Origin of the sequence: Paracoccus onubensis (genome assembly GCF_003591515.1) — a bacterium.
In the GTDB taxonomy this organism is placed as follows: Bacteria; Pseudomonadota; Alphaproteobacteria; order Rhodobacterales; family Rhodobacteraceae; genus Paracoccus; species Paracoccus onubensis.
In genome coordinates, this window is record NZ_QZCG01000006.1 from 251,248 (window position 1) to 266,667 (window position 15,420).

At 57.7% G+C, this 15,420-nt stretch carries 12 protein-coding genes and 1 pseudogene; 6 read left to right on the forward strand and 7 right to left on the reverse strand.

Annotated elements, in window-relative coordinates; genetic code table 11:
- Positions 1-17 precede the first annotated feature (17 nt).
- The 4 genes from D3P04_RS10720 to D3P04_RS10735 form a co-directional block, all read right to left on the reverse strand.
- A complete protein-coding gene (locus tag D3P04_RS10720) occupies positions 18-1,235 on the reverse strand; it encodes a GIY-YIG nuclease family protein (RefSeq protein ID WP_119748671.1) in 1,218 nt (405 codons plus the stop codon).
- Positions 1,232-3,307 carry a DEAD/DEAH box helicase gene (locus D3P04_RS10725; RefSeq protein WP_119748672.1) on the reverse strand — a complete coding sequence of 692 codons (2,076 nt, stop codon included), beginning with the start codon at positions 3,305-3,307 and terminating at the stop codon, positions 1,232-1,234. Before D3P04_RS10725 ends, D3P04_RS10720 begins: the two co-directional genes overlap by 4 nt.
- Positions 3,307-5,973 (reverse strand): class I SAM-dependent DNA methyltransferase, encoded by a 2,667-nt coding sequence (locus D3P04_RS10730; protein WP_119748673.1) that lies wholly within the window; start codon positions 5,971-5,973, stop codon positions 3,307-3,309. The genes D3P04_RS10725 and D3P04_RS10730 overlap by 1 nt, the downstream gene beginning before the upstream one ends.
- A gap of 135 nt (positions 5,974-6,108) precedes the next feature.
- Complete coding sequence (locus tag D3P04_RS10735) at positions 6,109-6,702, reverse strand: 3'-5' exonuclease (protein ID WP_119748674.1); 594 nt, start codon at positions 6,700-6,702, stop codon at positions 6,109-6,111.
- 2 nt (positions 6,703-6,704) lie between these two features.
- On the opposite strand from D3P04_RS10735, the pseudogene istB reads away from it, so the two are divergent.
- Positions 6,705-7,404: pseudogene (istB, locus tag D3P04_RS10740) on the forward strand (IS21-like element helper ATPase IstB); the annotation flags it as partial.
- A gap of 285 nt (positions 7,405-7,689) precedes the next feature.
- Positions 7,690-9,102: a helix-hairpin-helix domain-containing protein gene (locus D3P04_RS10745; RefSeq protein WP_182912807.1), complete on the forward strand. Its 1,413-nt coding sequence runs from the start codon at positions 7,690-7,692 to the stop codon at positions 9,100-9,102.
- A gap of 326 nt (positions 9,103-9,428) precedes the next feature.
- Here the strand turns inward: D3P04_RS10745 and D3P04_RS10750 are convergent, their stop codons facing one another.
- Positions 9,429-10,295: a LysR family transcriptional regulator gene (locus tag D3P04_RS10750; RefSeq protein ID WP_119748677.1), complete on the reverse strand. Its 867-nt coding sequence runs from the start codon at positions 10,293-10,295 to the stop codon at positions 9,429-9,431.
- Positions 10,296-10,445: 150 nt separating this feature from the next.
- Between D3P04_RS10750 and D3P04_RS10755 the strand changes: the two genes are divergently transcribed.
- Positions 10,446-11,171, forward strand: coding sequence for a putative quinol monooxygenase (locus tag D3P04_RS10755; RefSeq protein WP_047998257.1), 726 nt, complete (start codon positions 10,446-10,448; stop codon positions 11,169-11,171).
- A 392-nt stretch (positions 11,172-11,563) separates the two neighbouring features.
- Positions 11,564-12,523 carry an arsenic resistance protein gene (locus tag D3P04_RS10760; protein WP_220475308.1) on the forward strand — a complete coding sequence of 320 codons (960 nt, stop codon included), beginning with the start codon at positions 11,564-11,566 and terminating at the stop codon, positions 12,521-12,523.
- A gap of 4 nt (positions 12,524-12,527) precedes the next feature.
- Here the strand turns inward: D3P04_RS10760 and D3P04_RS10765 are convergent, their stop codons facing one another.
- Complete coding sequence (locus tag D3P04_RS10765; RefSeq protein WP_119748681.1) at positions 12,528-12,968, reverse strand: MerR family transcriptional regulator; 441 nt, start codon at positions 12,966-12,968, stop codon at positions 12,528-12,530.
- Positions 12,969-13,044: 76 nt separating this feature from the next.
- Here D3P04_RS10765 and D3P04_RS10770 point away from each other — a divergent pair, with 76 nt between their 5' ends.
- Both D3P04_RS10770 and D3P04_RS23085 read left to right on the forward strand, forming a co-directional pair.
- Positions 13,045-13,446 (forward strand): hypothetical protein, encoded by a 402-nt coding sequence (locus tag D3P04_RS10770; protein WP_119748683.1) that lies wholly within the window; start codon positions 13,045-13,047, stop codon positions 13,444-13,446.
- A complete protein-coding gene (locus D3P04_RS23085) occupies positions 13,443-13,730 on the forward strand; it encodes a hypothetical protein (RefSeq protein WP_147391915.1) in 288 nt (95 codons plus the stop codon). Before D3P04_RS10770 ends, D3P04_RS23085 begins: the two co-directional genes overlap by 4 nt.
- 151 nt (positions 13,731-13,881) lie before the next feature.
- On the opposite strand, the gene D3P04_RS10775 is transcribed toward D3P04_RS23085, so the two are convergent.
- On the reverse strand, positions 13,882-15,360 hold the full coding sequence (locus D3P04_RS10775) for a DUF6880 family protein (RefSeq protein ID WP_119748685.1): 1,479 nt from the start codon (positions 15,358-15,360) through the stop codon (positions 13,882-13,884).
- Positions 15,361-15,420 lie beyond the last annotated feature (60 nt).

Below are 15,420 nucleotides of genomic sequence, written 5' to 3' on the forward strand. Positions count from 1 at the left end.
AACGCCATCCGAACGGTTCATCGCGCACCCTCCACCTTTCTCTCGATCTTCTGCCTGACCACGTCATAGCGGTATCCGTGAAGCGTGCCGTCACCAATCAGTTTGGCGGCCTGAGCGACATGGTCCGGCAGGACATAGAACCATTCTTTGGGAAAAACCTTCTTTCCGAAGCGATCTGTCACAAAAAGCTCGGCTGGTCGCGCGGATACAAAAAACCGATGTAGCAGGTTTTCGACCTTGCGCCGGGAAAGGTTCTTCAGCTCATAGATCGCTACGATCTCGACCGGGGCGAGCAGGAAGGTCGGGTCGTTTCGGGCATCGGCAACCCGACGATGGACATCCTGGCTGGTGACGCCGATTTTATGCAGGAGCATGCGCTGCTGTTTGATTGCGGGATCGTCGGAGCGGGAGCGCGCGACGTAGATCGTTCCCGAGAGTTCAAGCTGGTCTGACTCCCAGTCAGGATCGAGCGGACCCATCCCAACCTTCTGCACCAGACGCGCGGTCTTGTCGTCATTCAGGGATTTCCGGAATGACGACATCAGCGGATCGCTTTCGGTGCCGTTCGAGAAGATCACCCGCAGACGATGATCGCGTGAGCCACCGCGCGCCGTCATCTCGGACTTCTCGGCGATCATGGCAAGCAGGCCATTGCGAATGAAGAAGTCCCCCTCCAAGGGTTCGATGACAGCCCATTTCTTGACCGGGATGGCCTGCCTGTCGCCGCGTTCCAATGCCTGCTGCACCGCCTCGAAGCGGTCCCGATAGAGCTCAAAGTCCCGGCATGGGACAAATTCAGCCCGGTGGTCCGGCAAATGCCGATCCGCAGCTGCGGTCGCGTGTTTCAGCACCACAAGCGACGGATCGACTGATAGATCATCGTCATCGAATATTTCATCAAGGCTGTCAGGGACATCCTCGGTGGAGGGTTCGTCTCGCCAGGAGACCTGCAAAGGCGCGGCGACATTCAGCAAGCCGAGCCGATCCTCGGCGATCATCTGATCCGTGGGTGTTTGGCTAGCCCTGTTCCAGATCGTGCCAAGGCGCATCTCATCATGATCATCGGCATCTGTATCGGGAATACGGCCATGTTCTTCGTAAAATGCCGTAACCTCGCGTAGGACGGCGACGCCCCTGTCACCGGGGTTGGATCCCCCGGCTGCGCGTGGCCTGACCTCCAGCAAGCCGAACTCATCATCTTCGGCGAAGATGTCATCAAGGGTCGGGCGGGTCACAGCGCGGCCTCGCGCATCCGCCTGGCCTTTTCGGACTTGAGCCAGGCCAAGGCCTCGGCCATGCGCTTTTCCAGTGGATCGGCGGCATGGACATTTGGTTCGCGCCCTTCGGACGCCCGAAACGCCTTGATCCGAGGCCAGAGCGTGCGGGCCTCATCGCCGGTCATATTGACGCGCAGCGCAACCATGGCCGATTGAACATGTGCCAGGATTTGCGAATCCAATGACTTGGAGGCGACCTCGAACCGTTCCCTGAAGGTATTCACGCTGTCGATCAGGTCCACGCCGATCTCGCGGACATTGATGAACTTCCTGACCATTTGCAGCAAGGTGTTCGGCATGCTGTCGGAGCTTTCATCCTCGCTGTCACCATCGCCGCGGGGCGGCGTGCCGGTCAGCGGGGACTGGCTCTCGGCGAAACCACGCTCGGCCTCTTTGCGGGCAAGGGTCAGGATGTTCATATGGGCCGCCAGATGCTGGCGCACGGATTCGGCCTCTTCCGGCTCCAGCGTCTCATAGCGTCGTTCGATGATATCGGTCAGAACCATCTGGGTCGCCACCTCGGGCGCGGTATCCGTAGCCAGAACGCGGCGATCCATTTCCTGATAGGCGGTCGCCATCAGATCCTGCATGTCACTTTCGCAGATCTCCCGCGCGCGGTCGGTTGGCGGCTCGATCAACCCCTTGATGCCGATGGTCACATTACCTTCGGCGTCAGTCCCGATCGGATCGCGGACATCACCATCCTCGCGCCGATAGAATTTGAAGTTCGGGGCCAGCACCTGCTCCATCAGCAGCGACCCGGAAATGGCCTTGAGCATGTCATTCACCGCATCCGTCACCACGCCGGTTTCGACACCGGGTTCCGCGACCAGGTTGGTGAACAGGGCGCGCGGCTTGCCCGGCGCGTCGCGGGTGGCGCGACCGATGATCTGGACGATCTCGGTCAGGGATGAGCGATAGCCGATGGTCAGCGCATGTTCGCACCAGACCCAGTCGAATCCCTCTTTCGCCATGCCAAGCGCAATGATGATATCCACCTTCGCGCAGTCGGCCACATCATCGCGCCTGCCATCCGGCTCCCTGATCTCGCGCGACAACGCCGCCTTGACGATATCGCGCCCCGGCCCGTCATCGACCAGATCGGCGATCTTCACCACCGTCCCATCGGGACGGCGCACCAGGTCGAAGCCGGTTTCCGGGTCGCGGCCCTCATGGGTGCCGATCAGGTCGATGATCCGGCCCACCTCATTATACTTGTCATCTAAGGCCTCGGACGACCCACGATGCGGAATATGGATGATCGTCTTCTGGTCCGGGTTCAGGACGCCGGGCAATCCATTGATATAATTGCCCTTGTAGAATTCATAATTGATCCCAAGCGCCTTGAGGAATTCATAGCCTTCCAGCTGCTCGTAATAGCTGTAGGTGATCTTGGTGAAGCGATCCTCATCCTCGGGGCGCAGCACGGGATCGGCGTCGCCGCGGAAATAGCTGCCGGTCATCGACATGATGTGGCAGGCGCCCCGATTCAGCAGGTTGCGTAGGATCACCCCAAGCCGATTGTTGTCCGAGGCCGAGACATGGTGGAATTCGTCGATGGCGATGAAACAATTGTCGAACGCCTCGATCCCCGCCTTGGCCGCCACCGCGTCAAAGCCGAAGCGGAAGGTGGCATGGGTGCAGACCAGCACCGATGCATCGCTGTCCAGAAAGGCCTCGAAAGCCTTGACCTTCTGCGCTTCTGCCCCGTCGCCGGTCAGGCAAAGGTTCCACCGATCATCGACCTCCCAATCCGCCTCGAACCCATAGCTGGTCAGATCGGTCGAGCGGAAAGAGCCGCCGATCGAAGTTTCGGGCACGCAGACGATGGTCTTGGCCAGCCCCTGATGGCGCATCTTGTCCAGCGCGATGAACATCAGCGCTCGGCTTTTCCCGGCGGCGGGCGGGGCTTTCAGCAGCAGGAACTGAGCGGCGCGGGCGGCATAGGCGCGGGCCTGCATCTCGCGCTGGCCAAGGGCGTTGGTTGTGGCTTTCGACCTTCCATAGCTGACATTGAGCATCTGCACCATCACTTGCCCCCCTTATCCAGCGCCTTCACCCGTGCCGCATAAAGCTTGAACAGCTTTTCCAGCCGTTCGGTATCGTTGCGGAAAGGTCGGCCGATATACATGGTTTCCAGCAGATCGTCGTTTTGGCGATGCACCGCGCGCAGATCGTCCGGCATTCCGTCGGGATCGTAAAGTTCGGTTATCGTCTTGGGGTAATGTGAATAGCGGCATTTTAGGATGGCGCGGGCTGAGGTTGTCAAGGCGGCAAGCTCTTCCTCGGTAAATTTAGGCACAGGGAAGGTGTTATATACAACGCGCACAGAATACCTAAATCCGTTTCCGATTCGTCCCCCGACCGTTGCGAGCCAAAGTCGATGCAGCGACGATGAAATAATTGAGAACATATGGTTGGGAGGATAGTAAATTGCGAATGCCTCTTTGCTAATTACGACTTCAGATGAAGCCATTACAGCTGGAATAAATTCACGATCAGATGATTGTGAATTTGGAATTGCTAGTGATGGGCCATTTCTGTACGTGGAATAGCAAAATCTATGGGGGATATCAGCAGCTTTGCGTGCGTCTCGACCAGCAGTTTTTCGGTATGCTGCGCAGCTATCAACTCGTTCTTTAATGCACCTAACGCTCAGAGCATCTTGCAAGTCCTCATCATCAATCCAAATACAATGTCGCTCTTTGCCGTCGATCAATTCATCGCCTCCCAAATAAGGAAGTATGAACTTTTCCGCGCGAGGGTCAGTTTCGATCATTTCTTCGCGCTCTCTTGACGATACAGACAACCATTTTCCATCAACTGGGTTGCTACCCATTACCATGACTGGCAGGCTGAAAATAGATTTTGTTGCTGCGGTAACTGGTATATACTTGAAAGGTACTAAGTACGGGCTGATTTCCTTCACATTCGAGACGGCTGCGTCATCGAATAACTTGGCTACGGTTGGCGCCACATTTTTCATACCAATTATTGTGACCCATACACCAGCATTATCGGCTGCAGAATTCTTCCAAATGAATGGACGGTATGCAAAGTGTATTTTAAATGCAGTTTCAAATAAAGCATTCCACATTGGAGCAACTTGCTCGCCTTGGCATATGGAACTTGTTGCCACAAATGCGAAGGCGCTCGATCCTGCAGCGTAGCGAGCAGCCTTGAAAAACCAGACAGAAACATAGTCCAAGAGTTGAAGGTCACCCAAGCCGTTTTGCACCATATCCTCTGTTTGCCAGCTCTCTCTCTTCTTGGCCCCGTAGTATGGCGGATTGCCGGCAATAAACACCTCCTCGCCATCAGCAGGTGGTGGGCAAACCTCTTCCCAATCTATCCGCAGAGCATTGCCAGTGCGGATGTTTGCCGCATCCTTCAGCGGTAGCGCGGCCGGGCTGCGACCAAAGACCTCGGCAAAGCTGGCATTGGCCTGATACTCGGCAATAAACAGCGCCAGTTTCGCCGTCTCGGCTGCAAAATCCGCGATCTCTATCCCGTAGAAATTGGTGATCGGAATCACCGACCACATGTGCAGTGATCCGGGGCCGTTCAGTTCCTCCAGCCGTTGCAGGATCCGCGTCTCGCGTGCCCGCAACTCACGATAGGACACGACAAGGAAATTGCCCGATCCGCAGGCCGGATCGAACACCCGGATGCGCGACATGCGGTCCAGCACCTGCTGCAAGGCGCGGGGCCGATCCCATGCCTTGTGGATTTCGGCATCCAGATCATCCAGGAATAGCGGCCCGATCACCTTCATGATGTTCGGCACCGAGGTGTAATGCATCCCCAGCTCGGATCGCTGCTTCGGGTCGGCGACCGACTGGATCATCGAGCCGAAGATGTCCGGGTTGATCTGACGCCAGTTCAGGTCGCAGGCATCGCGCAGGTAGCGGAAGGCGATGGTGTCAAAGCGCGGCGCGTCGATAGCACCAGCGAACAGCCCGCCGTTGACATATTCCAGTTCCCGAGTCCACGCAGGCAGATCGCCTCGCCGGTCTTTCGGCAGGTTCATGGCACGAAAAGCCGCGATGATGACCTCTCGCGCTTCCTCGCCCCGGTTGCCCGCATGGGTGAAGATCAGGCGCGAGAACTGTTCGTCAGGGAAGATGCCGACATCTTCGGCGAACATGCAGAAGATCAGCCGCATCATCAGCTGGTTCATCTCATGCCGGTGTTCGTCGCTGGCCCAATCGGGATTCGCTTTGATCAGCGCGTCATAAAGCCGGGCGAGCTTGCCCGTGGCTTTCACATCGACCGGGTTTTCCTCGACCGCCCGATAGCGCTCTTTGCCGGCGGCGGGCAGAAGGAAGCCGAAATTGTCGCCGATCTCGGTGAACCGGAAATGGCGCCTTTCGCCCGAGGCAGGATGCTCGGCCGCCACAGTCTCGCCATCCGTCGTGATCAGGATGGCGGGCTTAGCGGTCCTAGTCTTCTTCGAGGCGCGCAACTGATCGAGCGTGGCTTCGACCAGCCCGGTCATGGCCGGGGCATAGTGAAACTTGCGGTTGAAGAGCACGCCACCGGGCAGGTCGGACTTGTTGGTCGAACCGCCGCGCAGCTTCGAGATCGCCGCCTTTGCGGCATCGGTCGCCTCGGCAAAAGCAAAGGGAAATTCGTCTGGATCAAAGGGGGCCGCAGCGATTTCGGCCAGGGCATCGTAAATTTCAGTCGGGTTCATCAGCGATCTCATCAAACCTGTCAGGGCATTGATAACCGGTGAAAACGTTTCCGGCCACTCATCTTTGCCGAAACTGGCTGCCTGGATCCGCCTTCACCGCCGCTCAGGAGAACCAGCTGAGCGCCTTCTTGGCCGTCACTTCGCCGTCACACTGAACTGAAGCTCAGGCAGGACGGTCTCCCAGTCATCACGCTTGATGTGGACCTGAAAACTTTCATCATTGTCTGACTTTTTCCAGCGGATGATGGCGCCGATTTCACCTTTGACCAACTCTTTGCCCGCTGGCGGGACGAAGTTTCTCGACATGCGCCCGATTGTCCTGCTGTGCTGATCAAGCAACAGCCAGCGATCGCCCTCGAGGGTGAGCGTCACCGAATCCCCAACGCAGGCTTCCGAGATTGATCGCAACTCAGGAGAACCTTGCCGCAGGCGGCCCGCCCAGGACAGGTCAACGAGCGCCATATCCGGTGCCACATGAGTCGGATAATAGGCAGGCAGGCCACCTAACTCGGGTGTGATATGTCTCCAAGGACAGCATTCACCCGGCTGTGGCGCAAAAGGATGCTCACCAGTGGCCAAAATCGTTAGACTGCCTTTGGCCCGGGTCATTGCCACATAGAACAGGCGTCGGGGACTATCAGCATCCTCGCCCTTTGAAGGTTTCGCCCAATCGCCGTCCAGGATTACGACATCGCGAAACTCCAGACCCTTGGCGCGATGTGCCGTCATCAGGATCACCCGCCTTCGACGCTGCGGTGCCGATGCTCGCCCAGTTGCTGAAGGCCGAAGTGGCCGAGCGGGAGGTCCGATCCATCGCTTATCACATGAAGGCCGCTCGCTTCCCGGCCTACAAGGACCTCTCGGGCTTCGACTTTGCGTCCAGTGAGATCAACGAGGCCACGGTGCGCCAGCTTCATCGGAGGGAGTTCATGGACGGTGCCCAGAACGTCGTGTTGATCGGTGGCCCCGGCACCGGCAAAACTCATGTCGCGACAGCCCTCGGGGGTGCAGGCTGTCGAACATCATCGCCGCAAGGTCCGCTTCTTCTAGACCATCGAGCTCGTCAACACGCTCGAACAGGAAAAGGCAAAAGGCAAAGCCGGACAGCTTGCCGAAAGCCTCGTCCGCCTCGATCTCGTGATCCTCGACGAACTCGGCTATCTGCCATTCAGCGCGTCAGGCGGCGCACTGCTTTTCCACCTGCTCAGCAAGCTTTATGAACGCACCAGCGTTGTCATCACCACGAACCTGAGCTTCAGCGAATGGGCTACGGTCTTCGGAGATGCCAAGATGACCACCGCGCTCCTCGACCGGTTGACCCACCGCTGCCACATCCTGGAGACCGGAAACGACAGTTTCCGCTTCAAAGCCAGTTCGGCCGCAGCTGCGCGGAAAACCAAGGAGGAGAAACATGCCTTGACCAAAGCCTGACCCACGAAACATAAACTACAGGTGGGTCAGTTCTCGATGGAAAACCTGGGTCAATTCTGCGTGGAAATCAACATGCAATGACCGGTTCGAGCCCAAATTGCGCCTTGGATGCTATGCAGCGAATGACTGGTTTAATGTCGCGGAAAATTTCGAATGATGGCAATTTGAGGTTTCGCTAGACTTCAAATGTGTGCAGGTCTTTCTTCGGAGGTAAATTTTTGCGACCTTGACCTCAAAAAAATTCAATTCGATCTTCTTATTCCTATCGGACGCAAGGAACTTCAGGTGCAGAGTGCAATAGGACTACTTCGGGACCTAACTGAAACTCAATCATATCGAGTTGCGCGGCGGAACTCCGCACATGTTCAAGGAACGTGGGGACCGATCCTCAGAGATTTCGAAAATATCACGCCGGGGCAGTACCGCCGGTTTCTGGACTTCGATGAGAACCAGCACTGGACCACGCTTTATCGGCAGGTCACCCCGACCTTGGAAAATAATAATTTCCGCAACGCTCTAGCGGCGCTTGCCGCTGAAGACGTTGACGTCGCCGATCGCATTGACAATGCAACCCAGGTACCCGGCGTGGGCATCGGGACCGCGTCCGCGCTGCTCTGCACGATGGACGGTCGTTGGGGTGTCTGGAACGGCACAACGGAAGCCGCTTTGAAAAAACTTGGGCGGTGGCCGACCTTCCCGCGCGGTCTGACCGTTGGCGGTCGCTATTTGGTCGTGAACGACATTCTGTTCGATTTGGCGGGCCAACTAGACGTCACCCAATGGGAATTTGACCACCTGATGTGGTTGGTCCTTCAAGACGACCCCAACATGGTTCTTGAGCCAATTCAGAAAGCCAGACCCGGGACGTTCAACGCTCTGATCGAAGAAAGGTCCGGCTATGACCTAGCGAATTGTCGTTTTGTTCGTCATTCCCAAAAATCCGTCGGTTTTTGGACAAAGTCCCGAGCAAACCTTGAACATTATTTCGGGTATCAGAGGGAGGGCAGCGCCAACCCTTACAACAACGCGGAAATCGTGTTTCAATTCATCCCAAATGAAAATGCTACGGAAGCCCTGTTTGTGGGCGCCTATCGGGTGCTAGATCAATGGACATTTCCCGACGATCAACGTCAGCACATTATGTATCTCCCGGAATTTGGTGAGAACGACGATCGTTCACACGCTCGGTTTGATCTAGAACGTCTGCCCGAATTTGAAGAGCTTGTCGGGCGTGTGGTGGTCGATTGGGGCACCGGCACCCGCGCGTGGTCGCAGTGGTGCAATAGGAACCAGAAACGGATTGTGAATCACGTCACGCGGGACGACGAACTGTCCAAGGCGTATGAGAAAATCGCCGCAGGTGTGAAGTATCGGACCAAGGACGATACCGACCGTCAGATTCAGGTTCAACAGACCGTGAAGGCGGTCGCGCTGGCGGAGGGCTGTGATATTGAAACCCTGATCAAGCGGCTGGCCGGTGAACAAGGGCACCGATGCAAGATCACAAACATTCCGTTTGAACCGACCGGCTGGAACGCGCCGTCGCCTGACCGGATCGATAGTGATGATCGCGAATATGCTGACGACAAAGTTCAGATCGTTTGCAAGTGGGTAAACTTCGCTAAGGGCAACAAACCGGACGACGTGTTCCGTGACCTGATGCACCAAGCCGCGGAATGTATGACGAGGGCGGTCTGATGCCAATAGCCAGCGATAGAACTTGATCGCGGTACGTGGTTGGCGATTACTTGCCCTCAATGACACGAATGCGGCCATCGACCCAATGTCTCGAAAGTCCCGCATTGCGTGAACTCGCCGCCCTTGCAATTTCGCACTTGCAGCGAATGTCGGCACTTACGGGCCGCGGCGCAGCGGCCGAATGCTCTGGTCAACGGCCGCAATGGGCCGGGAGCGACGGTGACGCTGCCTTCGTTGTGAAGATGGACGCCGCGCCGCCGCACGTCAGCTTCGAGCCCACTTTGACCGATGCTGCACGAAGCGCCAATGTCCGCTCTTTACAAAGCTCAGTTCCGCGAAAACTCCCGCACCAGTTCGTTTGTTTCTGAGCGAGAAGCCTGATGGCGGAAACGAAGCGCTGCCACATCTCTTGCAATTTCCATGTCGGCTACCGGAAGTGAGACGAGATTGTCATGGTCAGGGATCGACGTTTCGGGAAGGATAACGGCCCCCGAGCCTCGCCGCGCGAGCTCGACCAACCAGTCCACGCGGTTTGACCGGTATGCCGCATAGAGCGTATGACCATGGTCCGTGCACGCCCCATGCAATGCCTCTCGCATTTCACAATTTGGGCGATCCAACATGGTTGTATCTGCCAAATCAGCAAGCGATACGGCCGGCAACTCAGACAGGGGATGACCTTTCGCCACAACCACACGATAGGCCTCTTGATAGAGTGGGTCTATGCGATAAAGCTCCTCACTGACCTCTACTGTTGATATCACGAGATCAAAGTCTCCCTCGCGAAGTCCCGCCAACAAAGTGTCGTTTGCGTCGACGATCAGTTCTATCTCGGCTTGCGGCACGCGTTGACGAAACCGTTCGACGGCCTCCGAGACTTTGGCATGGCCTATCGTTTCACCTATTCCGATGCTAATCGGGACTCTTTCTAGCCGCGTATGTCGGACAGCCTCGGCTTTTGCCTCCCTTGCCTCAGACTGCATACGTTCCAATCTTGGCTGCATAAGCTTACCAAGCGCTGTCAGGCGGCAGCCAGCACGATCTCGGATGAACAATGCATCGCCCAATTCGTCCTCAAGTTTTTTGATCGCCGCCGTAAGCGAGGGTTGCGATACGTTGGAAGCACTCGCGGCATGGGTGAAATTGCGATGCTCGCAAACCGCCAAAAAGTAGCGGACCTGATTCATTTCCATGACGTCCTCCTCATACGCAACCTCAACCGCGCATCAATCATAGTCAATGCCTATCGAAGTATAGGACTTCAAGATTGGAGTCATGAGGGTGGCACATGGGACAAGGGCTCATCGAAAACGAACGATGAACCCAAACTCAGGAGAAGACCAATGAAATCCATAATCCTTCACACCATCTCAGCACTCGCTTTGATTTCTGCAACAACTTCCGCAAACGCACAGGAAAACGTCATGAACGATCACACTGCCAGCTTTATCGAAATGCCCGCCGCATCCGGCCAGACCGACGCATTTGCCGAGTTTCTTGCAGGTGCTGCCCCACTGGTCGCAGAAACCGAGCCCGGCACCAAACTCTGGTTTGCTTTGCAAGCAGGCGACAGCCTAGCGATCTTCGATGTCTTTGAGGATGAAGCTGCCCGCAATGCCCATTTTTCAGGTGCTGTCGCAGGCGCACTGAATGGAAACGCAGACACATTAGTAGACGGCGGTTGGGATGCTGGAGTTGTCGCCAACATCAACAACTCGGACGTTCTGTCAGCCAAAGCACCGGTTGATCTCTACAGTGCCACAACTGCAACATATATCCGGCTCGAAGCGGCTCCAGGACAGGCCGATAATCTGGCTGCATTGTTGACGGCGGCTGGCCCGATCGTGGCCGATACAGAGCCAAAGACGCTGTTCTGGGCGGCTTTGCAGATTGACGAAAACAACTTCGCAATCTTTGACATCTTCGCCGACAACTCAGGTCGCGAGGCACACTTTGCTGGGCAGGTTGCCGGGCTTCTGAACGAAAAAGCGTCGGTTCTGGTCGAGGGCGGTTGGGACGACGGCGTGGTCGCCAACGTCAGTAACTTCGACATTCTGGCAATCAAGTAAGTAACGAGTGCCTTTATCGAGTGCCCGGCGGCCAATGGTCGCCGGGCATTTGTTGCCTCAGATACAAATTCTATTTTGCCGCGAAGAGGACATTCATTGGTGCCGTCCGGTTGGCGGTTTTGTCCGCATATACTGTGAATGCGAACGCGCCCAGATTTTGCTCACGCGGCGAATGGCAGCAATGCGGGCTGCGAACGCAGAATTTGGGGAAGCTGCCGGACGGCAGCAAAGGGCCGATCGCGCAGGTGAGCGATGTGGCTGCAGAGCCTGACGCTGCAGCTCATCCGAAGTCTGGGAGGAGACCTTGCCGGTCATTCGTGCGCATCCGGTATCCTTTTCATTCTCCATATTTTCAGACATCTGTAGCCGGCGGAAGAATGAGGTCGGACACCGTGCGCGATAGATTCGAACATTATCAAGTGTGGTTCTACTTCACCTGTGTCGCTGCGGGAGCCGCAGTCGCGTCGGTTGTCGAAGGTACCGAAAAGCTGGAGGCAACGATAAATCCTGCCCTGGCTTTCATGCTGTTCGTGACCTTCCTTCAGGTTCCCCTGACCGAGTTGGGCAGGGGGTTCCGAGAAAGGCGCTTCCTGGCGGCGCTGCTGACTAGCAACTTTATCGCCATTCCTGTGCTGGCGTTCCTTCTGTCCCGGCTGGCGATGGATGACGCGCTTCTGCGACTCGGGATACTTATGGTCCTGCTGACCCCGTGCATCGATTACGTGATCACCTTCGCACATTTGGGCCGTGCGGATGCGCGACTGCTTCTGGTCTCGACCCCAATCCTGCTCGTCGTACAGATGGTTCTGTTGCCTCTTTATCTTGCCGCGTTCCTCGGCCCTGCCGCCGCCGAACTGGTGCAGATGGGTCCCTTCGTTCATGCGTTCCTCTGGCTGATCGCCCTGCCCCTTGTCATGGCGGCTCTCGTTCAGCTCTGGGCCGCCCGCCACCGGATCGGGCACAACATCAATTCGGCGCTCGGCCTCGCGCCGGTTCCGGCGACGGCGCTGGTGCTGTTTCTCGTGGTGGCGGCAACCATTCCGGTTCTGGGCACTGCCACGGGACAGGCGCTGTCGGTGCTGCCGCTCTATATCGCCTATGCCGTCCTCGCACCCATGGTGGGATGGGGGGTGGCGTGGGCGTTCGGGCTGCGCAGCGCGGCCACGCGGGCAGTCGCCTTTTCGTCGGCCACCCGGAACTCCCTGGTGGTACTGCCGCTAGCGTTCGCCGTGCCGGGCGCAATCCCCGTTCTTCCAGCCGTCATAGTCACTCAGACATTGGTCGAACTGATGGCCGAACTGATCTATATACGCCTGATCCCCAGAGTACCTGCGCATTTTCGGCGCGCGTGACGGATCAGAAGTTGTCGTTGATGTCCGGCTTGGCCAGGTCGTCGAAAACCACGCATTCTGCACCGGGGCCGCCGCAACAGGTCGCTTCGCACTGATTCACGAACCCTTCAAGACTTCGCTCCAGCCTATGTAGTTCTGCCAGCTTGGCGCGCACGTCGGACAGATGTGCACCGGCAATGTCGCGAACCTCGGCGCAGTCGCGATCAGGGCTGATCGACAGTCCGGCCAACAACTTCACCTGTTCAATGGGGAAGCCGAAATCCCGGCATCGCCGGATGAAGACCAGACGCTGCAAGTCGGTGCCGTCATAGACGCGCTGGCCGCTGGCGCTCCGGTGCGGCTCGGGCAACAGCTTGATGTCCTCATAATATCTGATGGTCGGGGCGCTGACCCCCGCAGCCTTTGCCAGGGCGCCGATGCTCATCACGCTGGCGTGAACCTTCATGGTGCAATCTCCTCTTGCCCTTCAAGTTACTTGAAGAATTAGGGTCTGACCAGAAATATCAAAACGGAGCGTCAAAATGAACGAACCCAATCTTTCGGCACCCTCGGCCGGGACGTGCTGTCCATCCTGTGACACCTCGGCTACCAACCGCAGCGACACCGCCCTTGAAATCGTCTGCACTCTCGGGGCTGGGGATTTCAAACAGCGTGTGGCGGATATCCGCGATCTTGCCGCCCGCTCTCTGCTGCGCTGTGAACGGCGGGGGCTAACCCTGCACCTGACCTATGAACGTGATGCCTTGCCCAAAGTGAAAAACATCGTTGCCCAGGAGGCCGATTGCTGTCGGTTCCTCGATTTCACCATCACTCACGAAGGATCAGAGGTGCATCTGACCATCACTGCGCCCGAAGCAGCAGCTGAAGCGGCAGAAGAGCTTTTTACTCATTTCGCGCCCGAACTGGCGAGGCAAGTACTATGACGAGTAAATCACGCGCCACGAAGCAGACACTGGCCGCAGGCGGCGTGCTGGTTTCGGCCTGTGCGGTTTGCTGTGCGCCGCTCATCATAACACCTGCGGTCGCATTCTTTGCGGCGAGCGGAATAGGTCTGGCGCTTGTCGGCAAGATCGGGCTGGGTATCGCTGCCTTGGCTGCTCTCGGCGGATACCTTTACATTCGCCGTCGTGCGGTACGACGCAATACCGGCGGTTGCGGCCCGGATGGTGGTTGTTCTGAAACTGGCAGAGCTCGCCATGCACCGTAGGTGTGAGATGGTTCTTGGTGAATGGCAGATTCGTCCCGCACACTGTGAGTTCGCCCATCACCGGAGTTTGCGTCTGCAACGAACGGCGGGAACGACGAGCTGCACCGCAGCATCAGAGACCACCGGTGGAGGTCGGCACAGGGCCGTTACGTTACCCATCATCTTTGATCCACACAGGGCGACGGGCCCCACTTGCTTGTGGTGCTTTCGGTTCACCGTCACCGACACGTGCCCAGAATCCTGATTTGCGGGGATGTGCTGTTTTGAGCTTGGCAAGATAGGTTGCATGGTCGACCATTCCGCCTGGTCGGATTGGGTCCACTTCGCCCGCCAGCAGGCCGAGCTTCCCGAGGTATTTTGCGCCGTGCCCATAGGCCTTGGAGCGTGCGCGGTCGAGGATGTTGTCCAGAAGGGCACGGTAGAGGATCGTCGCCGCCAACGGATGATCGTGTTCCAGAAGGCCCGCAACTTTAGGCAGGATGTGCCAGTCACCTCCATCCCAGCGGTGTGGATGCGTCGTGATCAGTTTTGCCACCAAATCAAGTCGTGGCCAATCAAGGAAAAATTGCAACGCCACCTCGGGCTCCGCCATTTCCAGCGCGAAGGCATGGGCGCGGTCTTCGGCCTCGATATCCTCGAAGTCCGGCAGCTGTTTGAGGTGTTCCCGAAGAATGTCGGCAGACGGGCGCGCCTTGAAACAGCGCCAACGCAGGACCTGTGCGGCCGACCTGTCTCCGGTGGCGTCCAAGATACGCGCCTCCAGACTGACCCGTTCTGGCGACAGGCCATCATCAGCTTCGTCAAATGTACGCCGCCCGGACTTGCGCACCCACTCCAGCGCCTCGGCGCTGCGACCGATCTCCAGAAGCTGTTCAGCAATCCCCAGCGTATCCTGCATATGCGGCTTCTTCTTGAGCTCTAGCGCGATGAGCAGATCGAGATCCCCCCGCGCCGAAGCGAGGATCTGACGCATCGCAGCCCATTGCGACGTCATGGAGTAGAACCAGCCATCCGATTTGCGCGCCGCGTCTTCGGCTTGCCGCTCGGCGATGGCGTCTTTCAGATCGCCGTCCCATCGCGCCAAGCTGTCTTGCGGTAGATGCGCCGCCACAGCCTCGGTCACGTTAGCGAGATAGCCATGCGTGCTTTCGCCAAGGGCGGTCATGATCTTCTCGGGGAGCGCGTCGGCCTCAGGCACGAGCAGGCTGGGGGCTAAATCGCCGGTCGCATGGATCGCCTGATAATAGACGTCCTGAACGCGGCCCGAGGAATCGTCGACGCGCTCGAACACCTGTTCATGGGTGGCGATGAAGCGCAGCAGCCGGTCTATGGCCAAAGCCGGGGCGGCAGGGCCAAGCTCAGCCGTGATCGTATCGGTCAGGCTGCGCAGGTCCTCGGTAAAGGCGCGGGCCTTGTCCCATTCGATAAAGCTCTTTGCCCGCGCCAGCCCGGACAGCCGCCGGTCGATCAGCTTGGCAATGGCTTCGGGGCCGGACTTCCCGGCCAGCGCTGCTTTGGCCTGCCGCCGGAACCCCGCATTGCGCTCTGCTTCTTCCAGCACCAGCTGCGCGAGCTTGTCGGCACCGAGGTCTTTCAGCTTGTCTGTGGACAGGACAGGTTTGCGGGCCATAGGCAGGTCTCAACTTTGAACTTTTGCCCCAATAAGTGCCTCGGTCAGATCGTGGGTGCA